General features: G+C 64.2%; 19 protein-coding genes. 7 read left to right on the top strand and 12 right to left on the bottom strand.

Going from position 1 to position 26,947, the window contains the following annotated elements; all coding sequences use genetic code 11:
• Positions 1-120 precede the first annotated feature (120 nt).
• From KA354_05170 to argB, 3 genes are all read right to left on the bottom strand, one after another.
• Positions 121-1,311, bottom strand: coding sequence for a cytochrome C (locus tag KA354_05170; protein ID MBP7934023.1), 1,191 nt, complete (start codon positions 1,309-1,311; stop codon positions 121-123).
• Positions 1,312-2,353: 1,042 nt separating this feature from the next.
• Positions 2,354-3,406: a metallophosphoesterase family protein gene (locus tag KA354_05165; GenBank protein ID MBP7934022.1), complete on the bottom strand. Its 1,053-nt coding sequence runs from the start codon at positions 3,404-3,406 to the stop codon at positions 2,354-2,356.
• Positions 3,407-3,875: 469 nt separating this feature from the next.
• Positions 3,876-4,754, bottom strand: a complete 879-nt coding sequence (gene argB / locus KA354_05160) for an acetylglutamate kinase (GenBank protein ID MBP7934021.1) — start codon at positions 4,752-4,754, stop codon at positions 3,876-3,878.
• 393 nt (positions 4,755-5,147) lie between these two features.
• Between argB and KA354_05155 the strand changes: the two genes are divergently transcribed.
• Positions 5,148-6,380, top strand: a complete 1,233-nt coding sequence (locus tag KA354_05155; protein MBP7934020.1) for an LL-diaminopimelate aminotransferase — start codon at positions 5,148-5,150, stop codon at positions 6,378-6,380.
• Between the two features lie 15 nt (positions 6,381-6,395).
• On the opposite strand, the gene KA354_05150 is transcribed toward KA354_05155, so the two are convergent.
• The 4 genes from KA354_05150 to KA354_05135 all read right to left on the bottom strand — a co-directional run bounded on the left by KA354_05150 (position 6,396) and on the right by KA354_05135 (position 9,745).
• Positions 6,396-7,316, bottom strand: coding sequence for a rod shape-determining protein MreC (locus KA354_05150; protein MBP7934019.1), 921 nt, complete (start codon positions 7,314-7,316; stop codon positions 6,396-6,398).
• 138 nt (positions 7,317-7,454) lie between these two features.
• Positions 7,455-8,504 (bottom strand): rod shape-determining protein, encoded by a 1,050-nt coding sequence (locus KA354_05145; GenBank protein MBP7934018.1) that lies wholly within the window; start codon positions 8,502-8,504, stop codon positions 7,455-7,457.
• Positions 8,505-8,652: 148 nt separating this feature from the next.
• Positions 8,653-8,814, bottom strand: coding sequence for a hypothetical protein (locus tag KA354_05140; protein MBP7934017.1), 162 nt, complete (start codon positions 8,812-8,814; stop codon positions 8,653-8,655).
• Positions 8,815-8,860: 46 nt separating this feature from the next.
• A complete protein-coding gene (locus KA354_05135; protein MBP7934016.1) occupies positions 8,861-9,745 on the bottom strand; it encodes a hypothetical protein in 885 nt (294 codons plus the stop codon).
• A gap of 448 nt (positions 9,746-10,193) precedes the next feature.
• Here KA354_05135 and KA354_05130 point away from each other — a divergent pair, with 448 nt between their 5' ends.
• The 3 genes from KA354_05130 (at position 10,194) to KA354_05120 (ending at position 15,239) form a co-directional block, all read left to right on the top strand.
• Positions 10,194-11,756 carry a PQQ-binding-like beta-propeller repeat protein gene (locus KA354_05130; protein MBP7934015.1) on the top strand — a complete coding sequence of 521 codons (1,563 nt, stop codon included), beginning with the start codon at positions 10,194-10,196 and terminating at the stop codon, positions 11,754-11,756.
• Positions 11,757-11,962: 206 nt separating this feature from the next.
• Positions 11,963-13,693: a bifunctional phosphoribosylaminoimidazolecarboxamide formyltransferase/IMP cyclohydrolase gene (gene purH / locus KA354_05125; GenBank protein MBP7934014.1), complete on the top strand. Its 1,731-nt coding sequence runs from the start codon at positions 11,963-11,965 to the stop codon at positions 13,691-13,693.
• Between the two features lie 67 nt (positions 13,694-13,760).
• Positions 13,761-15,239: a rhamnulokinase gene (locus KA354_05120; protein ID MBP7934013.1), complete on the top strand. Its 1,479-nt coding sequence runs from the start codon at positions 13,761-13,763 to the stop codon at positions 15,237-15,239.
• Between the two features lie 74 nt (positions 15,240-15,313).
• Here the strand turns inward: KA354_05120 and KA354_05115 are convergent, their stop codons facing one another.
• From KA354_05115 to KA354_05100, 4 genes are all read right to left on the bottom strand, one after another.
• Complete coding sequence (locus KA354_05115; protein MBP7934012.1) at positions 15,314-17,236, bottom strand: hypothetical protein; 1,923 nt, start codon at positions 17,234-17,236, stop codon at positions 15,314-15,316.
• A gap of 36 nt (positions 17,237-17,272) precedes the next feature.
• Positions 17,273-17,950 (bottom strand): sigma-70 family RNA polymerase sigma factor, encoded by a 678-nt coding sequence (locus KA354_05110; GenBank protein MBP7934011.1) that lies wholly within the window; start codon positions 17,948-17,950, stop codon positions 17,273-17,275.
• A gap of 141 nt (positions 17,951-18,091) precedes the next feature.
• Positions 18,092-18,646 (bottom strand): hydrolase, encoded by a 555-nt coding sequence (locus tag KA354_05105; GenBank protein ID MBP7934010.1) that lies wholly within the window; start codon positions 18,644-18,646, stop codon positions 18,092-18,094.
• 78 nt (positions 18,647-18,724) lie between these two features.
• The gene (locus KA354_05100; protein MBP7934009.1) at positions 18,725-20,356 is read right to left on the bottom strand and encodes a DUF1573 domain-containing protein; all 1,632 of its coding nucleotides are present in this window, start codon (positions 20,354-20,356) and stop codon (positions 18,725-18,727) included.
• Positions 20,357-20,559: 203 nt separating this feature from the next.
• On the opposite strand from KA354_05100, the gene KA354_05095 reads away from it, so the two are divergent.
• Together KA354_05095 and KA354_05090 are read left to right on the top strand one after the other, a co-directional pair.
• Positions 20,560-20,964, top strand: a complete 405-nt coding sequence (locus tag KA354_05095; GenBank protein ID MBP7934008.1) for an acyl-CoA thioesterase — start codon at positions 20,560-20,562, stop codon at positions 20,962-20,964.
• 8 nt (positions 20,965-20,972) lie between these two features.
• Positions 20,973-22,028 carry a DUF89 family protein gene (locus KA354_05090; GenBank protein MBP7934007.1) on the top strand — a complete coding sequence of 352 codons (1,056 nt, stop codon included), beginning with the start codon at positions 20,973-20,975 and terminating at the stop codon, positions 22,026-22,028.
• A 3-nt stretch (positions 22,029-22,031) separates the two neighbouring features.
• Here the strand turns inward: KA354_05090 and KA354_05085 are convergent, their stop codons facing one another.
• Positions 22,032-24,602 carry a hypothetical protein gene (locus KA354_05085; protein ID MBP7934006.1) on the bottom strand — a complete coding sequence of 857 codons (2,571 nt, stop codon included), beginning with the start codon at positions 24,600-24,602 and terminating at the stop codon, positions 22,032-22,034.
• 238 nt (positions 24,603-24,840) lie between these two features.
• On the opposite strand from KA354_05085, the gene KA354_05080 reads away from it, so the two are divergent.
• Positions 24,841-26,790: an FAD-dependent oxidoreductase gene (locus KA354_05080; GenBank protein ID MBP7934005.1), complete on the top strand. Its 1,950-nt coding sequence runs from the start codon at positions 24,841-24,843 to the stop codon at positions 26,788-26,790.
• The last annotated feature ends 157 nt before the right edge of the window (positions 26,791-26,947 follow it).

Genomic DNA, 26,947 nt, shown 5'->3' with positions numbered 1-26,947 from the left:
GACCGGTTGACCGCGCTGGCAAAGAGGAGCGAGAACGGATTCCGTCAAAGCAGGAGGGGTGCAGGCCTGTGCAATACCGACCTGCACCCCCCGCCTGGACATGCTGCAGCATCGCTGCTGCTACGGAACAACATACCCGTCCGACAGTGTCTTCATGAACGCTACAATCGCCGCTTCCTCCTCGGCACTCAGGCCCAGGTTGCCCAGTTCATCCTTGTTGATGGTGTCTGGTACTTCGGGGGCCGGCCACGGTTCCACATCCCTCGTGTTGTAGAAGTGGGTGATCTCCTCGAGGGACTTGAAGTAGCCGTTGTGCCCGAAGGCCTTGACGAATTCCGGATAAGGCCTCAGGTCTACATTGCGAAGGGTCGGGACCTTGTGTTTGCCCCATTCGGGTTGATAGACCTCCGGCTCGTAGCCCGCGCTCTTCAGGAAACCGCCCAAGCCGGGATCGACCCACTTTTTGCCGTCAGGGTTCCACTTGCGGGGCATCTGATAGAAGGGGTTGTCCGGGTTCTTGGGAATGCCCAAATTGTCGTAGGTGAAATCGGTAAACAAGGGGGGCTCGCCGTTCGAGCCGGGCTGGCTGATGTGGCAGGCCGAGCACATGCCCTTGCCCTCGAAGAGCTCCAGGCCCCACGCTTCCTGATCCGTGAGTTTGGCTTGTCCCGCGAGGTAATAGTCATACTTGGAACTGAAGGGACTTACCTCCGCAGACCGCTCGTAAGCCGCGATCGATCTGGCAATCCGCTCGTACGTGCCGTCGACGTCCTTCTTCCAGTCCAGGGACCCGGCTCCCCAGACTTTCTTGAACAATCCCGCATAAGCTGACTTGGCGACTTTGGAGCACACCAGTCTCGCATTTGGATTATTCTGCTCCAGGGCATTCAGGAACGGCCCCTGAGCCTGTTCCGCCAGCGGGTCGCCGAGCGTCCAGCCCGTGGCCCGGCCATCCCAGAACATGCCGCCAATCCACAGGCCTTCGGGCTCATCGTAGTACATCACCGGGCTGGGCCCACCATATGCGGCCGAGGGCGGCTTGCGGTTCCCAAACCGTGTGTGCACCGCACCGGGGTACACCGCCGTCTTGAAGTTGATGTCCGAATCCGGTCCGGTAAAGCCGACTTCGGGCGCATGGCATGCAGCGCAGGATTGCCCCGGCGGGGTCGAGAGGTTCTTGTCGAAGAACAGCAGTTTGCCAAGCGGTGCCAGCTGATCATCGGGAGGCGGGTCTCCTCCCGCGACGGCCGCCGTCGCCGTCACCCCAAGAATAACAGCGGTCGCCCAATATCTAACCCCTTTTCGAGACATGTTTGCTCCTCCGAAGAATGTGCTTTCTGAAACAGACCACACCTCTTGGGCTCAGGACGTTGTCTTGCTGCTACGGATGTGCGACCACCTCCTTCCAGCGGTCCGTGAGACAGCCCTGCGCCGGGCGTGCACTGAACGGATCGCCGCTGCCGAAAAGTAGACGTTCACGCTGCCCGAGGGGTGCATGGTTCGTACGGGACAAGCGCGCCGTCTGGATATGATTGCGCTCGACGGAGACGCCGGCAGAACCAGAGGCGTGTCCTCCGCGAGCAGCGCCACTATGTTACCCCAGCGACTCAGCCCATTTCAAGGTATTTCCCGCTCTGGGAAGGGCCAAACCAAGCCGTCAGTGCCTGAACTGCGTCAGGTTTCTCGTTTGTCGTCCAAGAGTAGGTGTCTCCCCCGGCCTATCAGGCGCCGCATGGCTGGGGCGCGGATTGAGGGCGGCAAACCTGTCCGGGCTCGGATAACGGGATGGGTCCATTTATTTCGAACGCCGGCATGTCGTTGTTCACCGTCCGGTGGTCGGTGGGTCAGGAGCACGGATAACGGACCAGGTTCGATATGCAGCGGCGCGGCGACCCCGCTCCATACTCTTTATCCATTCTAATACTTCTTGGCGGTGTTCCTCATTTTCTTGCTGAAGGCTGACCGCTGAATGCGACTCCTCACACCGCCTCAAACGGCCCGTGTGCACCCGCCGCGTGCGGGGCGAATGCGGCTCACCACCGACAGGACAGTCGACCCGCCATCCCTCCAATCTGTGACCCTGGCTCACTGCCCGTGAACCGGGCTCATGCTTCGAGTGGTAGGTTGCGGGCTGCCCCGCCCAGGTTCAGAAGCCCAAGTCGGCGTAATCCCTAATCAACGCGATGAGAATCCCAATGATCCCCCAACTACCGCATCTCCTTTGGTTCATCACCATCAGTCCTGCCCGCCCTTTGCGGCCTTCTGAGATCAACCGAAGTCCGCGAAGCGCGCTCACGGCGAATCAAGGATACTCTCTTCATCGTCGCATCATCGTGCCAAGTCCCAACCACCCTCACTCCGGCTTGGTCGCTGAATGCGGCCGGGGTGATAAGGAGAACTCGTCCACGACCTGGCCCGCAACATCGGTGACGCGGACCTTCGCGCGATCAGGGCCGATCTCAACCCGGGTGAATGACTCGACGGCTGCATACCTAACGGTCTCGGGCCGAATCGGAGCATCGACGGGACGCGCCGACCCGCCTCCTGCCCCACCGTCCATGAAATGCACGCCTCCTGCAACCTCACGGTGATAGTGGTGATCGTGACCGCTGAAGACCGCAGTGACACAGTGGTCCTGGAACACCGTGCCGAATCGCTCGCGCAACTCATCGGTCGATGCCTTTCGCGAAGCCATCAGGCTGTAGATCGGGTAGTGAAGAAAAACAAAAACGTACTTCGCGTCTCCGTGCCCGGCCAGGTCATTCTTGAACCACTCCATCTGTTGCCGCCAGTACCGTTTGCCGCGCTCCTTGAAGCGGTCTTGATCGGCCTTGGTGACCGATTGGTTGTCGTCCGGCATGCGCCCGCCGGGACTGTCCAGCACGACAAAGTGCGCCGCCCCGCGGTTGAACGAGTAGTACCGCTCAATGCCGGGTAGAGCGAAAAACTGGAAGTACAGGGAGGAGTCGCGCTCGTGATTGCCCAGTACGGCGTAGCAGGGCACGCTGCGCAGGAGAGGGCCCTGTATTCGGAAGAACTCCTCCCAATCGCCGAAGCTCCGGCCGTCGGACACCAGATCACCCACGTTGAACAGCATGTCAGGTTTGTCGGCAAGAAGACGCTCGACAATCGACCGGTGCGCTTTGTTGTCGCGATTCTGGGTATCACTGATCACGCAGAAGCTGAACGGGTGCTCTCCCTTGGGGACGGTCGCAAACCTGCAATCGCCGGCGGCTCCGGCATCTCCGGGCACACGGTAGGAATAGCTGGTTCCCGGTGTGAGACCACGCAGCACGACGGAGTGCACCTGGTATTCCCGAAAGCAAGTGTCGTTCTTCGCCGGCGGTGTGAGGATCACTTCCCCGCTCAGGGTGGCCCAGCAGATGACCGCGTTGCTGGTGCCCACGTTCTGCACATACGGGCCAAGAGCAACGGGCTGCGGCCCCGGGGGCCCGACCGGCGACTGCCCGACGGCTACGAGGGGAAACCCGAGAACGGCGGTTAGGGCCGTCGAGAGCGCCAATCGAAGCGTTCGCGTGGGCCTAACGATGATATCTACGTGCATCTTTGTCCTGTCCTTTCGCTGATGAACCGCCAGGCCAACTCGCTTGACCCTCGATCGGTACGACGGCGCCCTTTCCATCGGAGTCGCACGCCACCGCGGTTTTCTGGATCGTCGACCACCCCGAACCTACCACGCCATCTGGCTCTGTCCGGAGCAATGGGCTCACGACTCGCAGACCCTCACCCCCTCACCCCCAGCCCCACACCCCGGACCCTGAGCCCTCCCTCCTCGATGCGGTCGGCTAAGCCACCCCGTCAGGACAACGCCACGCGAAGCGGCGAACGATCACCCAAAGACCCGCTCGTACATATCACGACTGTAGGATTTGCGTGCCGATGCCCTTGTCGGTGAAGATCTCCAGCAGCAGCGAGTGAGGGATCCGCCCGTCGATGATGTGGGCTTTGCGCGTCCCCGCCTCAAGCGCCCGCAGGCACGCTTCGACCTTCGGGATCATGCCTTTGTCAATGATCTTCTCCGCCATCAGTTCGCCGATCTCGGCCTTGTTGAGCGAGTGGCAGAACGAGTCGGGGTTGTCCTTCTCACGCCGGATGCCGTGGGTGTCCGACACCATGACCAGCTTCTCGGCTTTGACCGCGGCGGCCACATGCCCGGCGGCCGTGTCCGCGTTGACGTTGAGCTTGCCCCCCGCGAAATCCCGGGCAATCGGAGCGATGACCGGTACGGTACCCGCTTGGCATAAAAGCCGGAGCACCTTCGCGTTGACCTGCTCGACCTTGCCGACATAGCCCACGTCAATCCGGCGGTTCTCCTCACCCTGCAAGAACAACTGCTCGGCGAACAGAACGCACGTGGTCAGGCTGTGCAGGCCAATCGCGTCCACGCCCATCTTGATCAAGGCATCCACCAAGCGCTTGTTGATCCGGGCGCAGAGCACCTGCTCAGCAATGGCCAGCGTGCGGTCGTCCGTGTAGCGGAGACCTTGAACAAAGGTGGGCTCGAGGCCTGCGTCGTCCATGGCCTTGGATATCTCCTTCCCGCCGCCGTGGACGATGATCGGCTGCATCCCGACACTACGCAGGAAAACCACGTCGCGCAGTAACTCCCGTTCCGCGGTCAGATCGTCCATAACCGAGCCGCCGAGCTTGACCACGATGATCTTGTCCAGGTAGCCCTGAATGTAGGGCAGGGCCTCGACCAGGACCGATGCTTTCCCGATTGCTTCTTGCATGTCTCGTGTCCTCGATGCCAATCCAGGGCGATGAAGGTAGAAACACCCGCCCGGCAAGTCAAGGGACCCCACCAACCAGTCCGTGACCCCCTCCGGTGAACCTGACGGAGGTGCGGTGAAGGAGAACCAGACACACCCTGAGGCTGCTTCGGCATCGGCTGCCGCCGGGGGCGGACCCATCGGCCGGTCGCTGACGACAGCGCCATCGCGATCCGCCCCTCTCCCCCTTGTGTCGTCCGAGCTCCCCCCGAGGAGACTCTTCGCCGCAGGATATGCCCGGGTTGTCACCCACCGGGGAAGAACAACACCGTCCACCAGGTGTGGACCGGCCGGCTGAATTCGTTACCATACTCGCCTTGGGAAGGGCTACTGTTTCATCGGAATGAGGAGATCATGACCGACCCGTATTTCCAGGCCTTGTTCGCGGATCGTATCGGCGGCGCCCAGTACGGCAAAGGCACGGCCATCTACAAGTTCGAGAAGATCAAGCGGGCCAAGCGGGCCGCCATCAAGGACTTCCCCAACCGCCCCCTGCTCGATTTCGGCATCGGCGAGAACGACCAGATGGCCGATCCATCCGTCCGCCAGGTCCTGGCCGAAGAGGCCGGCAAACTCGAAAACCGCGGCTATGCCGACAACGGCATCCAGCAGTACAAGGACGCCGCCGCCGGCTGGATGAAACGAGCCTTCGGCGTGACCCTCGATCCGGCCACCGAGGTCAACCACTGCATCGGCAGCAAGACCGCCCTGGCCATGCTCCCCGCGGTCTTCATCAATCCCGGTGACATTGCCCTGATGACCGTGCCTGGCTACCCGATCGCCGGCACCCACACCCGCTACTACGGCGGCGCCGTTTTCAGCCTGCCGCTTCTGGCGGAAAACAGCTTCCTGCCCGACCTGGACATCATTCCCGCCGATATCCTCCGCCGGGCCAAGATGCTGGTCCTCAACTACCCCAACAGCCCCACCGGCGGCCTGGCCGACGAGACCTTCTTCCGCAAGGTCATCGACTTCGCCCACCGTTACCAGCTCGTGGTCGTCAACGATGCCGCCCACGTCATGCTCACCTACGGCCGCAAGCCGCTCAGCTTCCTGGCCGTCCAGGGAGCAACGGAAGTCGGCGTCGAGGTCCACTCGATGAGCAAGGGCTTCGATATGATCGGCTGGCGACTGGGCTTCGTGGCCGGGAACGAACGGATCGTCCGGGCCTTTGCCGATGTCAAGGACAACTGTGACAGCGGACAGTTCATGGCCATCCAGAAAGCCGGCGTCGCGGCCTTGGCCGACGACTCGATTCCGCAACGTGTCCGGGCCCGCTACGAGCGGCGGCTGAACAAACTCGTCGCAACGCTCCGGGAGCTCGGCTTCGACGCCCATATGCCCGGAGGCACCTACTTCCTTTATACGAAGGCACCAAGAGGTATAGACGGCGGCCAAGTCTTCAAGACGGCCGAGGACGTGTCCCAGTTCCTGATCCGCGAGCGGTCCATATGCACCGTTCCGTGGGACGATGCCGGGGCCTGCCTGCGCTTCTCGGTCACCTATCAGGCCCCGACCGAAGCGGACGAAGACGCCCTGATGGCCGCTCTCAGGCAACGCCTCGCGGGTGACCGGTTCGTCTGGTGAGTGGGACCGGCTCGATCATCGCGATGCCTTCGACCCGCGCGAGAGATCCACGATATAGACCTGACTGAGGTTCTTCGGATCGTAACGGTGCTGCACGATCGCATCATGCAGCAGCGGATTGTCCTTGTTGTGCCGTAGCTCGGTGATCTCCCCGATCACCATGCCAAGGGGCAGCTTGGGGTCCTGCGGATCCGAGGTCACCAGGTCGCCGACCGCCACTACGCCGGCGTCAGTGAAGTCTTTGCGGATGTCGGGCACCACCATCCTGCCCGCGCCGGCCCCGCGGAGCACGAACTCGGCGATCCGCCCGCCCGAAGTGACCTGCAGGTAACGCTGCGACGAGTGGTCGAAATGCATGATCCGCACTTTCATGGCCCGGTTGGTGTACGGGTCGCTCAGCAGCACCACCCGCGAGGTCAGCGGACTCGTCTCCTCGATCCGGCCAATCAGCGTCTCCCGGGCCAGCACCGCCTCCTCGCCCTGCACGCCATCCTGCTGCCCCACCTGGACGAGCAGCCGCGAGGCCACCCAGTCCTCTCGCTTGGCACCCTGAACCTTGCCTTTGCCCAGCACCATCGAGTCCCGCCCCGGAGCCGCATCCAGGGCTACGACCGGCGCGGGCAAAATGATACCCTCACGCTGCAGGCTCTGCTTGCGGAGCACGGTCAGCTCCTGAACGGTGAGCCGCAGCTCGTAGACCTGCTGTCGCAGAACCGCGTTCTCGTTCTCCAGCGCCAAATCCTGACGCTGCAGACGAACCAGTTCCTCCGCGGCCATCGGTTTGGCGGCCAGGGCCTGGATGGGCTCGGCCACATGCTGCGTCGCCCGCTGCGCCGCCCATTGCGGAACCGCGACCAGCTGCGTTAGAACCCTCGCCGGCCCGAAAACGTCGGCGGGCAGAAACACACTGACACCCGAGAGAAGCATCAGCAGCATGAAGATCGTCGGCTTCGAAGGTGTCCTCAACCGCCTGTACTGCACGTGAAATGCTCGCTCTGGAAAAACCACGCCTCACCAAGGCGTCCCACAACGAACTCATCCCTCGCTGGGCACCCCTGGCCGCTTCTGTCCAACCTACACGTCGTTCTCGGTCGACTCCATGGTGTCTTTCCATTCGTTCAGATTCTCGAGGAAAACACTCGTGCCCCGGGCCACGCAGGCGAGAGGATCCTCCGCCAGGCGAACCTTGAGGCCTGTCGTCTGATTGAGCACCGAGTCCAGACCGCGAATCAGCGAGCCGCCACCCGCCAGGCAGATGCCGTCCGTGATCAGGTCGGCAGCCAACTCCGGCTCGGCCTTCTCCAGCGTCCGAACAACCGCCTCGACGATCAGCCCGATCGGCTCCTTGAGGGCTTCACGGACCTCCTCGCTGGTGATCGTCGTCTCCCGAGGCAACCCGCTGATCAGGTCGCGACCGCTGACCTGCATGGTCAGTTCCTTCTCCAGCTCGGCCACCGAGCCGATCTCCAGCTTGATCCGCTCTGACGTCTGCGGGCCGATCGCCAGGTTGTACGTCCGCCGCATGTAGTTGATGATCGCCTCGTCCATGTCGTCGCCGGCTACCCGGATCGATTCGCAGGTGCTGATGTCCGCCAGCGACAGGATCGCTACCTCGGTCGTCCCACCGCCGATATCGACAATCATCGACGCCCGCGGCTCGGCCACCGGAAGCCCCGCGCCAATGGCCGCCGCCATGGGTTCGGGCACCAGGTAGACCCGACGGGCGCCCGCCCGCTCGGCCGAGTTGTAAACGGCTCGCTTCTCCACCGCCGTGATTCCCGATGGAACCGCAATCACCACCCGCGGCATCACGAACGAACGCCGGCCGTGAACCTTGCGGATGAAGTAGCCCAGCATCGCCTCGGTAATGTCGAAGTCGGCAATGACTCCGTCCTGCAAGGGCCGGATCGCCGTGATCGTGCCCGGAGTCTTCCCAATCATCTCCTTGGCTACCAGACCCACCGCATTGCCGTTCTTGAGAACCCGATTCGTTCCCTTCTTGACCGCGACCACCGAGGGCTCGTTGAGCACAATGCCCTGGCCTCGGACGCAGACCAGCGTGTTGCACGTGCCTAGGTCAATACCCATGTCCACGCTGAAGAGACCGAGCAGTGAGTTAAACACGAGGCTACCCTTCCGTCTTCCTGCCGAAGCTTAACAGCCAGGCTTCCGTCGCGCGCGCCGAGCCCCGTTCCCTTCCGTTCGATCCGGCACCGCGCCAGCGGCCGAACCGGCATGGATTGTACCACGGGTGCGGGTCGATGGCGAGATGTCAAACGCCGCCGACCGGCCAGAGGGACTCAAAGTACTGATAGGAGCGGACGGCCATGAAGACGATGCCGATCAGCAGGATAACCGTCGCGGTGATCAACAGGATCAGGTAGAGGTCATCCGCAGGGACAACATTTCGGCGGTTGGAGGCGATGGGGGCCAACGTCATTCTCCTTGGCTGTGTATGCCCTGGCTACTCGAACCGGATCCTACGACCGGGAAAAGCTCTCCGCGTCCTCGACGACATCACCCTCCCGAATCTGCTTGTTCTCGGCCTGAAGCCGGATCTCACCGACCGCCTCGGTCGGCAGCACCTGCGAGGTGATCTCCAGATCGCAGACCCAGTCCCCGTTACGCAGCACGACCATCCTCATCCCGGCTTGAACGCCGGAAGAACTGCCCACGTCGATGGTCGCCAGCGTGCCGCGGATCGCTCGAACCTTGCCCAGGATCGGGCTGGTCCGAGCCGCGTGCGTCGACTGAGCCGTCGGGGTGGGAGAGGCTGCCGCCGGAGAAGCCGCACTCAGGATGGAGCCTTCACGAAGCCGCTTGTTCTCGTCCCGGTAGGCGGTGATCTCCTGGATCTTCTGGTTGAGCTGCTGGGTGAGAACCACCTGTTGGGCGCTCAGCTCTTTCACCCGGTCGCTCAACTCCAGATTGCGCACCCGCAACTCCCGCTCCCGGGCGAGAGCATCTTCCTTGGCCTTGCCCAGCTCCTCGTTGTGCTTGCTCTTGACCGCCATCTCGGCGGCCAGCAGGCCCGCCGAAGTCTCCCAGGCGGCCCGACTGCGAGCCAGGTCGTCGTGCTTGAGCGTCAGGTCGCCCTTCTCCTTCACCAGCTGACTGTACTGGCTCTGGAGCGCCTGATACTGGTCGTTCTCCTTCTTCCACATCGCCTTGTAGCGCTCAATTTCGGAAGCGGCGATGGCCAGAGCGCTGCGCTCATGGGCGTTGGCGACCTCCAACGCGGAAGCGTAATCCTCGGTGAGTTTCCGCCAGTTGTTCGACCGGGCGGCAAAGGACACCGCCAAGGGCGTGAAGATGAAGGCGAACAAACAGACCAGGATGACGAAGATCTTGGTTATGGTCGTCACCTGCGGGCTCCTGCTAACTGACTCGACTTTGTGCCCTGCCTTACAACAGAGGGCCTCGGATGGAGGGACCGTTCTGCAGCCCTAGCGGCCCCCGCGCGGGCGGGCGCGGCGTAACTACAGTCCCACCAACGCGTCCGGTCAAAGAGTAACTGGCCGGACGCTGCTTTGCAAGCCCCCGGAAAGGAAAGATTTCCCGGGACCGCGAATCCTCCTCCTGGGATCCACTCCCGGTCCCCAAGGAGCTCACCGGCTGGCCGGGGAGACCCCGCCGCCCCGAAGGCCCGGATGATGCCCGGCTGGGGCAACTCCTCGCGGCCTCACGGTCGATCCAGGGGCAGGCGCCGCTCCGTCTGACGGAGACGCTCCAACGGTTTTCGATCCCTGCCCTTGACCGCCGAGCAGCCTCCGGATTGAATGGTTGTTTTGAGCCCTCGTGAGGAGTCGTTGAATGAGCCAGCTGACCAGCAGGTGCGGACGTGTCTCGCCGGGAATGGGGTGGATGGTCGTGGTCATGGCCGCCTCGATGACCGTCGGCGGTTGGGCCCATGCGGCCGGATCTGCCGATGACCTCGCCGGCCTGGGGGCCACACCCGCCGCCGACGTCGCTTGGCAGGTGCGACTGCCCATGGGGCATCTCGCCTCCGTCCGCTCCTACCAACTGATCGAGGGCTACGTCTGTGCCACTTGCTCGGATGGGGCGGTCAGGACCTTCCGGGCGGATACGGGAGAGTATCTCTGGACTGCTCAGCTGGCCAAGGAACTCGATACCCTTTATCCGCCAGTGGTCTGGCACGCGGCTTCAGGCGATCGATTGGTCGTGACCCTCGCACGCGCGGCCGTGGTTCTCGATCCCGCCAGTGGCCGCGAAATGACTCGTATCCGCCTTCCGCTCGCCAATCTGGCCCCGGTGGCGCTGTCCCGCGATCAGGTCTTTCAGGTCGGGCCGCAAGGCTGGGTATGGTGTCTGACCGTCGACCGGAGCAGGCTCCTGTGGCAGTCTGGCCTGGGCAAACACGTCCGCCTCGCTCCGGTTTACGCCCCGGCCGCAGACGCGGTCGTTCTCGCCGATATCCAGGGCAATGTCGGGGCACTGGGCTCCGACAAGACCACCTTGTTCTACCGGACGCTGGACGGCGCGGCCCAGGGATGGCTTGCGGTCGACGGGGGAGTTGTGTACATCGCCACGTCAAACGCCGACCTCCACGCACTCGATCTTTCGGACGGGGGAGTCCTTTGGAAGTACCGGTTGATCGATCGACCCGCTGGCGGCCCGGTGGTGACTCGAGAGAGCGTCTATCAGGCGACCAGAAGCGGGCTGCATCGCATCGGTCTTGCTCGCCGCACCATAGCCCCACCTGCCGCCGGACCGACCAGCGCTCCCGCGACCGAATCTGCCGAGACCGTTGCCGACGCCCGGGTGGCCGAGACGCCCCTCGCAAGTCCGCCGGCGGCCGAGGACGCCGAGTCAGCCGTAAAGTCGCCGACCACCGCCCCTGCAACCGCGATAGCCCAGCGCCCCACGCCCAGGTTTGGGACCAGTTGGATCGATCCCGAGGCGGTGCAGTTCCTGGCCGAGTGGCCCCAGGGAACCGTGGTCCTGCACGCCAACGGCCGGCTCGCTCTGGTCAACCCCGTCTCCGGCAAGATCAGCGAGTTCGCCGATTCTGTCACCGCGACCGAGGGCCTGCCCAACCCCTACAACGATGCTGTCCTGCTGACCAACGCCCACGGCGAGGTTCGCTGCATTCGCCCGATGAGAACCCAACCCCTGACCCTGGCGGCGTTCCGAGCTCCCGCCGGCCGGGTGATGGTCCGCGAGAAGAAGCCTGATCACTCCGCAACGCCTCCCAAGGATGAGCCCGCTGCCTTGCCGGTGGTCACGGCCAATGATGCCGCCAGTGCACCGGCCGAGAGCGGCGAGGAAGCCAAGGCCGCAACCGTCCCAGGCAGGACGTCCGATCAGATACTCCTCCTCGATCCGCTTCGCTCTGAGCGCCGACTCCGCAAGTAGCCCTCAACGCCTCGTGGCTCTTCGCTTGTCGCCGGCAGGAATGCTGTGCATGCGACCTCTCTCTGTCGCAAAACAACACCAGGATTTCGCACACGCGACCCGGACGGAAGCAGCTGCCCACCGTCCATGTCCATGCTCGATTCTCCATTCCTCCCTCTCCGGTCAGCCTTTGTTCCACGACTTGCGTTGGGCTATGATGCTCGCCCATGAGTGACATCCAAATCAAACGTGCCATCATCGCCGTCTATGACAAAACCGGCATCGCCGATTTCGCCCGAGCCCTGGTCGACGAGTTCGGCATCGAGATCATCAGTACCGGCGGCACCGCCAAGCACCTCAAGGCGGCCGGCATCCCCGTCACCATGGTCGAGGAGGTCACCGGCTTTCCCGAAATGCTTGACGGCCGGGTCAAGACCCTCCACCCCATGATCCACGCCGCAATCCTCGCCGACCGCGACAACCCCGAGCACCTGAAGACGCTCGAGAAGCACGGCATCAAGCCGATTGACATGGTGGTGGTCAACCTCTACCCCTTCGAGAAGACCATCGCCGACCCGAACTGCACCTTCGAGCAGGCTATCGAAATGATCGACATTGGCGGTCCCTGCATGCTCCGCGCGGCAGCGAAAAACCATCGGCATGTAGTGGTGCTGCCAACCCCTCTCGCCCAAGAGGTGGCACTTCAGGCCCTCAGAACCCGTGGAGCCATCGCCGACGTGCACAGTCAGCAGTTCGCCAGCTGGGTTTACAGGCTCACGGCATCCTACGACGCGCTCATTTCCCAGTACTTAGGCGACGGAAGGTATGAGAAGCTGCCCAGCTTCCGCATGCAAGCCCTCGTTTCCCCAGCGGTACTCCGCTATGGAGAGAATCCTGATCAAGCGGCACGGCCATTCCGTTTTGACGACCGCACGACATCCGAATGCAATACGCTCTATACGCAGCCCCAGCCTCCCTTCCCGAGTCCGTGTCGAAGCGGCGGAAGCATGTCCTTCAACAACTACGTCGATGGCGACTCGGCCTTGTCTCTGGTGAAGGAGCTGAGCCGGGCGAATCTCCGTGTGAAACCGGCATCCTGCCGGTCAGCTCCGCAAGATGCCGGTCCCACACCAGGGCGGCATGCAGTAGCTTTCATCAAGCACACAAACGCTTGCGGTTGTGCCATCGGCGACGACCCTGTCGAGACCTATCGCCGCGCTTACCTGGGCGACCCCATCGCCGCGGCCGGTGGGGTGCTGTGCATGAACTACCCGGTCACCCACCAGATTGCCGACACGGTCATGAACTCCTTCGGCAAGTGGGGCAAGGCGGCCGGGGCGGCATTCTTCAAGCTCGATGTCTGGATTGCCCCCAGCTTCGACGATGATGCCTTGGAGTTGATCACCACCCCGACCGAAAAACGCAAATGGGGCAAGGAGTGCCGGCTGCTGTCGGTCGGGCCGATGGACGGACCGCCCGATCCGAATGAGCTCGACTACAAGAAGATCGTCGGCGGCATGCTCGTTCAGACCCGTGACCTGCTTGGCCTCAACGAAGACCAGTGGAAGATCGTCACCAAGCGCAAGCCGACGGAATCCGAAATGGCAGACCTGCAATTCGCCTGGCTGGTCTGCAAGCACACCAAGAGCAATGCCATCACCATCTGCCAGGACGGCATGCTCCTGGGCAACGGTGCCGGGCAAATGTCCCGCGTGAAGAGCTGTGACTTGGCGGTTCAGCTCTCCCGCGAGAACGGCCACGGCGATAAGCTCAAGGGTGCGGTGGCGGCCGGGGATGCGTTCTTCCCCGTGCCCGACGGCCCGCAGAAGTTGATTGACGCCGGCATCACGGCCATCATCCACCCCGGCGGGAGCAACCGGGATGCCGAGACCGTCGCCCTCTGCGACACCGCGGGTGTGGCCATGATCATCACGGGCACACGCCATTTCAAGCATTGACGCATCTTGGCACCCTTGGCGTCTTGGCGGTTCGGACAATTCCTATGAATCTGGAAGGACGTAGTGTATGACCAAGCCAGCAAGTTTCGCGGCGATTGACCTCGGGGCCGAGAGCGGTCGTCTGGTCCTCGGCAAGGTATCCGATCAGAAGCTCGAGTTGTCCGAGGTGCATCGCTTCCCCAACGGGCCGATCCGCACTTTGGACGAACTGCACTGGGATGGACTCCGGCTATGGTCGGAGATGAAGCACGGCTTGGCCCTGGCCGGCAAGCAGGCGGGCATGCTGGCCGGCGTGGGCATCGACACCTGGGGCGTCGACTTTGCCCTGCTCGGCCGCGGCGATGCCTTGCTGGGTAACCCGTTCCACTACCGCGACCCGCGCACCAACGGCATTCTCGAAAAGGCCTTCGCCATCGTGCCCCGCGCCGAGGTCTTCGATCAGACCGGCATCCAGTTCATGCAGTTCAACACCATCTTCCAACTCCTGGCCATGCGCCTCGGCAAGTCGGCTCTGCTGGATGCCGCCGAGACGCTGCTGATGATGCCCGACCTGTTCAACTACTGGTTCACCGGCCGCAAGTGCTGCGAGTTCACCGACGCGACCACGACCCAGGCCTACGATCCGCGCAAGAGAGGTTGGGCCATACCCTTGATCCAGAAGCTGGATATCCCGACCAGGATCTTCGGCGAAGTCGTCCCGCCCGGCACCGTGCTCGGGCCGCTTCGCCAGGAGATCCGCGAAGAGACCGGCGTGGGCAACGTGCCCATGATCGCGCCGGCCCAGCACGACACCGGATCGGCCGTGGCCGCCGTCCCCGCGGTGGGGGAGAAGAGCTGGGCCTTCCTCAGCTCGGGCACTTGGTCGCTGATGGGCATGGAAGTGCCCCAGCCGATTATCAACGAGCAGTCGCTTCGCTTCAACTTCACGAACGAGGGCGGCGTGGCCGGAACCTACCGGTTCCTCAAAAACATCATGGGGCTCTGGCTGGTCCAGGAGTGCCGGCGGACCTGGGAGCGAGCCGGCAGGGCTTACAGCTACGCCGAACTGGCCGACCTGGCCGGCAAGGCCGAACCGTATCGCGCCATTCTCGACCCGGACGATCCCTCATTCCTCGCCCCGGGCGACATGCCCACCCGAATCGCCGAGTACTGCCGCAAGACCGGCCAGCACGTGCCCGAGTCGCCCGGCCAATTCGTGCGGATCTGCCTGGAGAGCCTGGCCATGACCTACCGCCAAACCCTCGGTCGGATCGAATCATGCACCGGCCGCAAAGCCGAGGTCATTCACATCGTCGGCGGCGGCATCCAAAACAAGCACCTCTGCCAGTGGGCGGCGGACGCCACCGGGCGGACAATCGTGGCCGGGCCGGTCGAGGCGACGGCGGCAGGCAATATCGCCGTACAGGCCGTAGCCACCGGCGTGCTGCCCGATCTCAAGGCCGCCCGGCAACTCATTCGCCGCTCGTTCGAGGTTTCCGTCTATGAGCCCAACGAGTCCGGGCGATGGGACGCACCCTATCGCAAGTTCGAGCAGTTGAGGGGATAGGAGCCAGAGCCGCAGGAAAAACCCAACACCTCGCAACCACACAGAAGCCGTAGCTTGCCCAAGGGGAAATGTCCCTACCTGGATGAGCCGGGTGCAACATCGGGGCGACTTGTCGGCTGCGAGGTCGGGGCGGTGGCAGGGACGCTGGCGGGCTGAGTCGTCGGCCGGCCGGCGGCCCTCAGGACGCCACTCCCGGCCTCCGACGTTCGCTGGCCGGCGGCTTGACCGGCAACTTGCAGATCGCCGTAGATGTTGCCGATCGGCGCTCGCCCGGACGCGGCCGCAGCGGCTCCTGTGGCGTGCCCTGCCGTGGCCGCATTCTGCGGGTCGGCATTCTGCGAATCGAAGGTACTCCGCTTGCCCGCCGCATACCCTGTCGTCCACAGGGATCGGAAAACGTCCCGAGGTACGTCGTTCGTGTCCGGTCGCCACGGAGGCTCGCCCGGCGTCGCCAGCAAGAACCGCTCCGCGACGTCGCTGTCGGCAAGGGAGAGACCCAAGATGCCGGAACGGTCCTTGACCTCAGCACCAGCGCCGTACGCCATGCCGCCGGCAGCTCTGCCGAAGCTGCCGAACACGCCGCCACTTCTGCCGAGGTCAGCCTGGTCCGCACCAGTGCCGCCCATGCCGCCCATGCCGCCAAAACCGCCGCCGGCACTCTTGTCCCAGGGATGGCCCGGTTCGCGGACGAAGACCTCCTTGCGGTCGAAGCCTTGCCAGGCCGGCGTACCTCGGCGCCCGCCCGCAACGTCCGCCGCCTCCAGCGTCGTGCCCACCACCACGCCCGTCGACTCGGGTACCGCGGCCGGTTCGGCGGGCGGACCGGATACGCCGTCACCAGCACCTGTGGCCCTGTTCAGCGTCCTGGCTTCCCGGTCGAGGCCGTTGCCTGGCTTCTCTGCCTCGGCCACCTGCGGGATCAGGTCCGCGCTGGCCAGAGCCGGTGCCGACAGGGCCGCTTCTTCCCTTCGCGACGCCGCTCGCTCGGACTGGTACTTTCTTTTCTCGGCCCCTGCCACCATCTTCGGCCGCAGCGCCGCGGGCTGGGTGGCCTCCACCGCCATCCGACCGCGATAACGACCCTCCGTCGGGATACCCTTCGAGGTTCGCACCCCCGCCGCATCGCCCTCATTGCCAGTCGAGCCGGCGGTCTCATCGCCGAGGGCGACTCTGACCTGCTCCTCATCCGGCCTCTGCGGCAACCTGGCGACGCGTTCTGCCAAGGCGGCCGGCTCACCTCGAGCGACATGGTCGAGCACAGTGCTGCTGTCGTGTTCCTCCTTGGTCCTGCCAAGGTTAACTCTCCTTGTCGGTGAGGCCTCGATTCCGCCAGACGTCGGACTTGATCCTGAGCCGGTGGCGTCGCCCGCAGACCGAGGCGCGGCGGCGAGCGTCCTGTCCCCCTTGGCCGAGAACGCCGCCGGAGGCAAAACGGCCGGCAGCTCGAGCTTGGTATCACCGGCCCCATAGCCCTGGGCGGCCCCGCGTCCGGCCGAGGCAGACTTCTCCGCCTCCTCCTGCCCATGCCGCACCGATGGTGCGGCCGGCTCCGCCCCCTTGCCGTCTGTCGACCGCTGGACCGGGCGATTCGCCGATTCTACCATAACGTACTCTTTAGTGGGAAAATCCGGCTCGGGCGATCGGATTGACCACATGACGTAGCCGGCGGTGACCATCATCGCCATCACCGCCGCCGCCGCCAGCCACCGCCCGCCGAACGGAATCGTGGTCACCGGTGGTGCCTTCGAAGTCTGGACGCCCAGCAACGCCCGCCGTTCCAGCCGGCTCCGCAGCCCTTCCATGAGATCCGGCGACACCCTGGCCCGAGGCAGAGCCCTCAGGCCGGCCGCGATATCCTCCAGCTCTGCCAGCAACTTGCGGGCGTCAGCGTCGACGGCCAGGAAATCCTCGACCTCGGTCCGCTCCGCAGCGGCCAGTTCTCCGTCCAGGTAGGCCGAAAGCTGGGCTTCCAGATATTGGCGTCGCTTCGGATCCATGTCACTCAACCAGCGCCACGCGGAAACTCACTTCACTCACTCAACCAGCGGTCTCAAGTACTCCTTCAGCTCCAATCGGGCCCGGTGGATCCGCGATCTCACCGTTCCCGCCGGCAGGTCGAGAATCTCCCCAATCTGCCGGTAGTCGAGCCCTTCAATATCACGCAGTACGATCACCGCCCGGTGATCGTCGTCGAGCTGTTCCAGTCCCTCGGCCAGCTTGCGCTCCGTCTCGCGCGCCGAAAGTCTGGCGGGTGGGTCCGTCACCTCCCGAGACGCGTGGCCCACGAGCCTGGCCGCCTGATAATCGCCGCCCCATTCGCCGTCGCCAGCGTGCAGAGCCAGCTTGGGAGCTCGGGCCGCCCTGCGGCGATGGGCGATCGACACGTTCACCGCGATGCGGAACAGCCAGGTGTAGAAGGCCGCTCGCTGCTGAAATGAGCCGATCGCTTCCAACGCCTTCAGAATCGCCTCCTGGGCCAGGTCCTCGGCATCGTCCTTGTTCCCGCAGACGCGCCAGCAGGTATTGACGATCCGTTCCTGGTACTTGCCCACCAGGCGGCTGAAGGCCCCCATATCACCCGCGCGTGCCTGCTCCACCAGTGCCGTCTCGTCTACCGAGAGGCCCGCGGCGGCCGGCAGCGTGCTGTCCTTCGCCATCTTAGATGCCCAGGTGGTCCCTTTGGTTCCCGGGGGTGTTAACCCCAGAGACATGATCGACTTTCCGCCGGATTCGGTCAATACCAGCGTAAAGCCTGACCGTACACCACCCTCTCTCGCACCAAGGTCCGGGAATCATCGGAGCCCACCGTCCCCGCACCCCGAGCTGCCGTGCACCCCAGGGGCAAGCAGCCTTCACTTCACGATCTTCAGCACGCGCTTGAAGGCATCCGTCCCCGCCTGGCCTAGCAGCTCAAAGATCGCGCTTTCCACGCTGGTGACGATCGCCCCGGCCTGCCGCATCCGCGCGATCGCCAGATCACGGTCCGACGGGCGGCGAGAACCGGTCGCGTCGGCACAGAGATGGACCGTGTAGCCCAGGCGAAGAAGGTCGAGAACGCTTTGCTGCACGCAGACATGGGCCTCGATGCCGATCACGATGATGTTCGGTCGGGCCCAGCCGGTCAGTCGGTTCAGTACCTCCGGTACACAGGCGCTGAACAGGATCTTCTCGACCACGGGTACGCCCGCAAGGGCCTCGCCCAGCACGGCACAGGTGTGGCCCAGACCCGCCGGGTACTGCTCGGTGATCAGCATGGGCACGTCGAGCACCCGGGCAGCGTCGATCAGTTTCCTGGCCGCCGCCACGCAGGCATCAGCCTCATGGATGGCTGGCAAGAGCTTGTCCTGGTAGTCAACGACCAGTAGAAGACTGTCCCGCGGAAGCAGGCGATCTGGAACTCGGCCCATGTCCGGACTCCGTACGGGGTCAAGAGTCTGCCTTGCACCATCGCGGCATCCTCGTGGCGAAATGCCCGTTGCGGCTGCTCATCCCTTGGGCGGCAGGAACTTCTCGGGAATCGCTTTCCCGTCGAGGAGCGCGTCAAGCTGGCCTTTCATCAGATCCTCAAGATCAACCTTGTTGCCAATGTTCACCGCTTCGATCATCCCCGTCTTTCCCAGGATCACCATGGTCGGATAGCCGGTGGCTTGGAACATCCGGCCGACCGCGTTGCCAGCATCCATGGCGAAATCCGCCTTGACGTTGAGCTGAGTGAGGACGGCCTGGAGCATCTCCTTGGTCTCCTCGCTTCTCCCCATGGTCTCGCCGACGATCAGGTACCGGACGCCCTTCTCCTCGTACTTGGGTCGCAAAGCCTCCACCCGTGGCAGTTGCCTCTTGCAGTAGCCGCAGCGCGACGAGACAAAGTTGAGCACGGTGATCTTCCCGCTGACATCCGCGCGAGAAGCGGACTTGCCGGACACCGTGGTCAGCTTGAAATCCGGTGCCTTCTGGCCGATCATCAGCTCCGCCGGTCTGCGGGCTGACCGGGGTGCAACCGGAGCTGACGCGACCGGCGCGGGCCGGGTAGCCGCCGTCGGAGTGAAGGCCTTGATGACCGGAACGTGCAGGACGGGTTTCATCTTGTCGTCGGTCTTGATGACAATCTTGCGCCCCTCGGGCGGAACGGCGTAGTTGCCCGGCATCTCGATCCGAACCAGATAGTTCTTGCCGGCTAGCTGGGGCTGAAAGCTTACCTTGAACTGCGGCTCGTCCGAGCTTACCTCCAAAATCTTGACCGGATCCGCACCGCTGTTGGTGAACGACAACAGGCGAGTCATCGTCGTCATCGCTGCGGCCGGATCTGCCGGCGGGTACACGATCACCGACGGCGGCTGCACGTCAAGGCGGTCTCGGACCACCAGCGAGGCGACGACGGCGAGATCGCGCTGACTGGCCAGATTGGTCATGAGTCGCCCCTCGGTCCGCTTGAGCCCCGGCGTGTCGAACGGCATCATGGCCGTGACCTTCAGGTCAAACGCCTCGCCCGGCGTCGTCTCCGTCAGCTCGAACCGGAACGGTCCAACCGACGCAAAAGGATCCAGCGCCAGTCGAAGGGGCACCTCACCATTGTTGACGATCTTCAGCGTCAGGGTCTGCGGTGTGCCACCGTACACCACGCCGAACGACGCCATCAGCGGGCTGACCTCGATGATGCGCTTGACCGTGCCCTTCAACTGCAACATGAGCTGCGGCGTGGCCGGATCGTTCGAGGCGATCACCGGCGTTCGTGTGTACTGCCCGTAGATGCTGGTGGTGTCGAGGACCAGCGGGAACGAACCCGTCTCGCCGGGCTGGAGCGACTTGGGATAGGCCCCCGCGGTGGCGCAGCTGCAGCCCGGGCGGACTTCCCTGATCTCCAGCGTCGCGTTGCCGGTATTGGTGATCTTGAAGGTGTGCTCAAGTCGTGTCCCCGCCCAGTTGGTCCCGAAATCATGAACCGCGTTGTCCACGGTGATCACCGGGCGGGCATTGGCCGAAGGCGTGGCCGACGGCGTGTTCAAAGCCCTCGCCGGCGCGGTTCCCGGTACCTGGGCAACCGCCCAACTCGTCGAGACCCCCAGGGCAATCAACATACCCGCCCACCGAACGCGGCTCCAGAACCGGACTACTGACATGGCCACGACCCTCATGTTGCCAGGATGAATACGGGCGACACCCATCAGCGGTCGGACGAATGACGGTCGACCGCAGCTCCATGATATCCCTGCCTCGGGCCAAAGACAAACCACAAGCGCCCCCCATCAGGGCTGGCCCCATTGATTCGTGCGCCACCGCGAGTACCATGGCCGCTTTCGTTGTCCACGAGGAACCCGAGGGCATGGCCAATCAGACGATAGCCTGCGAGATCCCCATTCGGGTCCGCTACGCCGAGTGCGACCCGATGGGTTTCGTTCACCATTCGAAGTACTTCGAGTACTTCGAAATGGGCCGGACAGAACTGCTCCGCTCGACCGGGATCCGCTACCGCGATCTGGAGGACAAGGGAGTTCTGTTCGTCGTGGCCAAGGTCGAGTGCAAGTTCCGCCGGCCAGCCCGGTATGACGACGACCTCCTGATGAAGGTCCAGATCTGCCGCATGGGACGGGCGAGAATCGACCATCGGTACGAGCTGTACCGTGACGGCCTGCTGCTGTGCGAGGCGACCAGCGTGCTGGCCTGCGTCGACCGCCAGGGGCAGGTGATCCCTATCCCCCCTGAAATCACCGGGCCACACCAGGACTAGAAATCGACATGGCCATCTTCTGCCAGCTCATGCATCCGGATCGATACCGCGTCTCGAACTGGAACGTGATGGACGATCCGGAAATCGCGGCCTACTGGCTCAACCTGTTCGCGACCTTCCCGGAACGCTTCGACCGGCAACTCGTCGAGGATAACCTGGCAGGCGAGAACTTCGAGCAACGGTGGCCCGCGTTTCGCGTCGACTACGATCGCGAGCTGGCCGCCCTGCAAGCCGAAGCCGAGAAGGCCGGAGTTCTGCAAACCATCGACCTAACCCGCTTCCGCCAGCGGCTGGTCAGCAAGTACGGATTCCCCGACCCCTACGAGGGCATCAAACGTCGGGAAAACCGCCTGGCGGCCGAGCTCTACCCCCGCATCGTGGCCCAGCTGGAGGCCACGCCCTTGTCCCATCGCTGGGACCTCCTGCTCCGCGGCATCCTGGCGGGCAACATGTTCGATCTCGGCTCGCCGGACACCATTGCCATGTACCAGCGGGGTGAGGTCGATTTCCTCCGCATCCTGGCGAACGTGCCCCCCCGGCCGTGGTTCGTCGACCATGCCGATGCAGTACGCGAGAGACTGGCCCGAAACGCGTGGCGAAAGGCCATGTTCTTCGTGGACAACGCCGGCACGGATATCGTCCTCGGCGTCCTTCCTCTGGCCCGGCAGATGGCCCTCTGCGGCACCCGCGTCGTGCTCGCACCTAACAGCAAGCCCGCCTTGAACGACATCACCCTTGCGGAACTCGTTCCCCTGCTGGAGGATCTGTGCGGGCGCGATCCCGAATTGCGCAATCTGGTCGCCGGCGGAATGCTCACCACCGTGGCGTCCGGCGGGGATACACCCCTGATCGACCTCGGCCAGGTCAGCGAGGAATGCAACGCCGCCGCGGCCGACATCGACCTCCTCGTGCTCGAGGGCATGGGCCGCGGTGTTGAAAGCAATTGGACCGAGGAGTTCAAGTGCGATGTCTGGCGCGTCGCTATGCTCAAGGACCGGGCCGTGGTCAAGTGGATGCGGGCCAGCCTGTTCGATCCGGTCTGCCGGCTCGACGCCAAACGCTGACCGTCAGCGCGGCAGCGACTCGAGCGTCGTCTGCTGCATGGTGAACCACATCGTCTCACTCTTGCGGTCCAAAGCCTGCACGACCAGCTCATATCGCCGGCCGGAGACACCTCGGATCAGCATCCGCGTCCCAATCGGCAGGTCGTTCTGCCGCGTCGTGATCCTGCCTACCGTCACCTCGACGTCCGCGACCAGCGGCGGACCGTCGATGTCCTTGAGCTTCACCAGGATCCCGTCAGCGGTCAGAACCTCCTTCCGGTAGCGATCATCATCCCGGCTCACGATGCCCTGATACACCCGGCCCGCATTCATGTCCGCGGCCCGATCGCTCGGCGGAGGGGCCGGGACCGGCCTCGCCGGCGCCGCCCTTCTCGCTGCCGACGCCTCGGGAGCGGACGGCTTTCGCTGGCTCCCGGCCTGACCGGAGGCTAAAGGTGGTCTTTGCTGGCTCTGGGGCTGATCGGCTCGGGCCAGGGCGACAGGCGATCGGACCGCTGCCGGAAACCGGAGGTTGAGCCGGTCCAGGGCCAGCCGCTGGCAGGCGTCGACGCCGCTCGGGGAAGCCCGGTCGCCAAAAAGCTCGGTCAGCGCGGCCATGGCTTCCTCCTCGCTGCACGCCGGACCGCTGTCGAACAGGAACCGTACTTGAGCGGCAATCCTGGCGTCCCCGGAGCTGCTCCGGGCTTGCTCCAGGAAGTAGGCCGGCCGGCGGGCGATTGCATCGCGCCCCTTGGCCTGCAACGCAGGGAGAACCTTCGCCACGGCCTCGGCAACGAGCTCAGGCGAGCCCTTCAGGTTGGCGGCCTTCGCGGTCACGTGGTGGACGGCATCGCCGTCAACCTGGGTGTCGGCGTGGCTCGCCCGGCTGGTGATCCCATCGTCCTGCCAGATGACTCTGGCCGTGGCTACCTCGACCAGCCGCATCCGCACCCGGAGGTCAACCTCACGACTGATCCGGTGGACCGGGTACTGGTGTTCCTGCCAGTTGTCCACCTGCGTCCATTGCGGAATCTCGTCCCGGGCTTTGACCGCGGCAGCGTAGCGGTCCGCCGCTTCCTTGGCCGCGCCGCCGTAGTAGCCGGTGGCGGCGAGCTCCGCGAAAGTCTGCTCACTGGCCAGGGCCCGGCGCCCGGGCACGTCCCACGTCCTCTCATTCAGCTTGGCCTCCGACCGCGCCTGGTTGAGAACCTTGCGGGCCTCGCGAAGCGTGACCTCGGCCGTGGCATACGCGGGATTCTGAATGTTCTTCCGCCCGGCCAGGAACTTGGCGGCTCCAGGCTGGCCGGCCAGCTTGCTGTCCGATAGGCCCGCCAAGACGTCCACCAGCAAGGCCAAGTCAGCCTCGGGAAGCTTCCGTGCCAGTATCCCCCCAGCCGGCTGGCTCGAAGGGGGGGCGGCCGGCGGGGGCGAGAGATCGCTTTCCTCGATCGGCAAGCCAGGCAGGGCGAACTCCGCCAACTGAACGTGTTTGGGCTTCCTCGTGCGGATGCTGTCCGCCAGGGGCCTGCATGCCGCGAGAGCCACCTCCGGTGAGACCGTCGGCGTCCTCATCGGCACAATGCTCAGGCGATACGAAAGGGCCTGGCCAATCATCTCCTCCGCCCGACTCAGGTTCTGGATATTCTGCGGATTGCCGGGCAGGGCGACCGCCGCCGCCTCGATGGCTGCGACCCAGGCCAACTCCCACTCGCCCGCCAGGGCATGCTTCTCGTAACGCTCCAGCACGCTGCGATTCCAACGCTGGTGAAGGTCCGCCCGACGCTTGGCAAAATCCTCTTGCCCCGGCAACGCGGGCTGGATCTCATCAATCGCACCCAGAGCCGCCGGATATCGATCCTTGGCTGCCTCGCCATCAGCCTGGGCTATCGCCCGCTCCACCGTCGTTCGCATCGCTTGGTCGCGCTCGCCGGTCAACTCGGCGTTCTCCGGCCACAGGTTCGCGGCCTTCTCGTACAACTTGATCGCTGCCGAGTGGTCCTTCTTCTCCATCGCCGCCCTGGCCGACTCCAGCATGCGCATGGCCGCACTGCGGCTCTCCACCTGCTTCTCGATCGCCGCCGCCATCGCATTGGCGGGCTCAAACTCCTTGACCTTCGCCGCCGCGGCGAGCGCCCCGTCCCACTGGCGAGCTTCCAGGGCCTTGGCGGCCGCATCCAGGTTGTTCTTGACCGCCGCACTGCTCGCCTGCTCGCGGATCTGGGTCGCAGTCGCCAGGGCGGGGTCAAGCTCCGCAGATTCGGTGGCCAGCCGACGGGCAGTCTTGAAGTCCTGCTGATCTACCGCCGCCTGGGCTTGCTTGGCCAGATTCTCGGCCCGCTCAAGCTCCTTCTGGATCGCCACCCTCATGGTCAGGGCTTTGGGGTGAGCGGGTACCAGATCCAGCGCAGTTGCCAGCTCGACCTGTGCATCCCGCAACCGCTTCTGGCCGCGGAACTCCTCGGCCCGGGCGAAGTGCCAGTCCGCAGCCTTCGATTCGATCTCCGCCAGCCGAATCTGGTTCTTCGTGCTGCCGGGATCCTGAGCGACAACATTCCGCAACTCGGCGACCTGCTGATCATAGTCCGGTCCGGCCACCTGTTGGCCTTCTCGATCGGGCCCCGAGGAAAACGAGTCTCCACAACCCGCCACCAACATGAACGTTATGGCAGCACAACAAAGGGCTGCTGCCATCGTCAGGGCGGACACCTTGCCTTGTCGGCGTTCTGCTCGATCAGTCAACATGATCAGACAACTCCCTTGTTTCCGTGCGGTTGCATCGCCTGTGGTTCCGTCCCCACTCCCGGATGGTTATGATTTCGGCAGGAGTGTACCAATGACTGAACGAAGCCATGAGCAAAGTGTAACGCGGCGAGACATCCTCAGGACGGCCGGAGCCGGCGGCTTGATCACCGCTACCATAACCGGTCGGGCACTCGAGGGCAACTCCCTCGCCGTCGCGAAACCCCTCGCCGGCGGAGAACCGTCCGGGCAGCCCCAGTCCGGACGCCTGGTCACCCCCCAACGCCTGGAAGCCCAAGTCATCGTGGCCGGTGGCGGTATGGCCGGCGTCTGTGCCGCCATCGCGGCTGCACGGAACGGCGTGTCCGTCCTGCTCCTACAGGATCGCCCCGTCCTGGGCGGCAACGCATCCAGCGAAATCCGTATGCACATTGTAGGCTCCGATGGTGGGGGTCAGGCGGGAAAAACCGACGCCCGGGAATCCGGGATCATCGAGGAACTCCGTCTCGAAGACGCCGTTCGGAATCCGCAACGGTCCCCAAGCATGTGGGATGTCCTCCTCTATGACGCCGTCAAGCGGGAACCGAACATCTCCCTGCTGCTGAACACCTCGTGCGCGGGTGTGCAAATGGACGCCGGTCGGATCATCCGGTTGTTCGCAACGCGGGAGAGCACGGAGGAGTCCTTCACCGTCCAGGGCAAGCTCTTCATCGACTGCACCGGGGATGGACGGTTGGCGGCCGAGGCGGGGGCGGAATTCCGCATGGGACGCGAGGCCCAGGCGGAATACGGCGAATCGCTCGCCCCGGAAACCGCCGACAGCAAGACCCTCGGCAGCTCCATCATGTTCATGACCCGCAAGCACGAGCGGCCAATGCCCTTCGTGCCGCCAAAGTGGATCCGGCGGTTCCCGGATTGCAGCGACCTGCCACATCGCGGGCACGGTTCGTGGGAGTACGGTTTCTGGTGGATCGAGTGGGGCGGGGAACTGGATACGATCAAGGACAACGAACGGATCCGCGACCAACTGCTGGCCATGGCCCTCGGAGTCTGGGATCACATCAAAAACAGCGGCAAGCATCCTAACAGCGCCAACTGGGCGCTTGATTGGATCGGCTTCCTGCCCGGCAAGCGCGAGAGCCGGCGATTCATCGGCGACTATGTGCTTCGCCAGCAGGACGTGCAGAAGGGGGCGACCTTCGAGGATGGGGTCGCGCTGGGCGGCTGGCCAATCGATCTGCATCCCCCCGAAGGTATCCTGTGCAAGGACAAGCCGTTCCTTTCGATCCCCATACCGCTGTATAATATCCCATTCCGGTGCTTGTACTCGCGCAACGTCAGCAACTTGCTCCTCGCCGGTCGTAACATCAGCGTCAGCCACGTGGCCTTCGGCACCACGCGGGTCATGGGTACGTGCAGCACCATGGGGCAGGCAGTTGGTACGGCCGCCGCCATGTGCGTCAAACGCGGCTGCTCGATACGACAACTCAGGCGTGAGGGAATCGAGGACCTTCGCCAGCAGTTGCTCAAGGACGATGCCTACCTCGTGGGTGCATCGAATGCCGATCCGGCCGATCTGGCCCGGAAGGCGACGGTGCGAGCGTCCAGTGAAACGCCGGTCGGCCCGGCGGCCAACGTCGTAAACGGCGTCCATCGCGTGGTCTACGATAAGTCCAACCGCTGGATGTCCGATCCCGCCAGGCCAATGCCCCAGTGGCTTGAATTGCGGTTTGACGCGCCGAAGCTCGTGCGGGAGGTCCACCTGACTTTCGATACCGCGCTTATCCGCAAGCTGACGCTGAGCCACAGCGACAGCTTCGACGCCCGCATGATCCGCGGGCCGCAGCCCGAGACGGTGCGGGACTACGAGTTGTTCCTGCTCGACGGCGACAAGGAGCGGAGCGTCGCTTCAGTCCAGGGCAACTACCAGCGCAAGCGCGTCCACACGTTCGAGCCTGCGACGGCGTCGGGTATTCGCCTGCTGGTGAAGGCCTCCTGGGGCGATCCTTCGGCCCGGGTGTTCGAGATACGCGCGTACCGGTAGTGGTAAAAGGAGGGCCATCTCGGGCTCAGGATGCCTCGGCCATCCACTGGCCGTCGCCCTCCGGGTTGGCGGATCTCGATCCATCCTGAATACCACGGTCTGTTGTGCCAGCGCCGATTTGAACCGCATCGTTCCGGCGTCTATGATCTGATCCGAG

The sequence above is a fragment of the Phycisphaerae bacterium genome, assembly GCA_018003015.1.
GTDB lineage: Bacteria > Planctomycetota > Phycisphaerae > UBA1845 > PWPN01 > JAGNEZ01.
This window is presented reverse-complemented; position numbering and strand designations above follow the sequence as displayed.

Coding starts and splice junctions, on each gene's coding strand:
- KA354_05170 (MBP7934023.1), bottom strand. CDS start 1,311: ATGTCTCGAAAAGGGGTTAGATATTGGGCGACCGCTGTTATTCTTGGG.
- argB (MBP7934021.1), bottom strand. CDS start 4,754: ATGCAAGAAGCAATCGGGAAAGCATCGGTCCTGGTCGAGGCCCTGCCC.
- KA354_05155 (MBP7934020.1), top strand. CDS start 5,148: ATGACCGACCCGTATTTCCAGGCCTTGTTCGCGGATCGTATCGGCGGC.
- KA354_05150 (MBP7934019.1), bottom strand. CDS start 7,316: ATGCTGCTGATGCTTCTCTCGGGTGTCAGTGTGTTTCTGCCCGCCGAC.
- KA354_05130 (MBP7934015.1), top strand. CDS start 10,194: ATGAGCCAGCTGACCAGCAGGTGCGGACGTGTCTCGCCGGGAATGGGG.
- purH (MBP7934014.1), top strand. CDS start 11,963: ATGAGTGACATCCAAATCAAACGTGCCATCATCGCCGTCTATGACAAA.
- KA354_05120 (MBP7934013.1), top strand. CDS start 13,761: ATGACCAAGCCAGCAAGTTTCGCGGCGATTGACCTCGGGGCCGAGAGC.
- KA354_05115 (MBP7934012.1), bottom strand. CDS start 17,236: ATGGATCCGAAGCGACGCCAATATCTGGAAGCCCAGCTTTCGGCCTAC.
- KA354_05110 (MBP7934011.1), bottom strand. CDS start 17,950: ATGTCTCTGGGGTTAACACCCCCGGGAACCAAAGGGACCACCTGGGCA.
- KA354_05105 (MBP7934010.1), bottom strand. CDS start 18,646: ATGGGCCGAGTTCCAGATCGCCTGCTTCCGCGGGACAGTCTTCTACTG.
- KA354_05100 (MBP7934009.1), bottom strand. CDS start 20,356: ATGTCAGTAGTCCGGTTCTGGAGCCGCGTTCGGTGGGCGGGTATGTTG.
- KA354_05095 (MBP7934008.1), top strand. CDS start 20,560: ATGGCCAATCAGACGATAGCCTGCGAGATCCCCATTCGGGTCCGCTAC.
- KA354_05090 (MBP7934007.1), top strand. CDS start 20,973: ATGGCCATCTTCTGCCAGCTCATGCATCCGGATCGATACCGCGTCTCG.
- KA354_05080 (MBP7934005.1), top strand. CDS start 24,841: ATGACTGAACGAAGCCATGAGCAAAGTGTAACGCGGCGAGACATCCTC.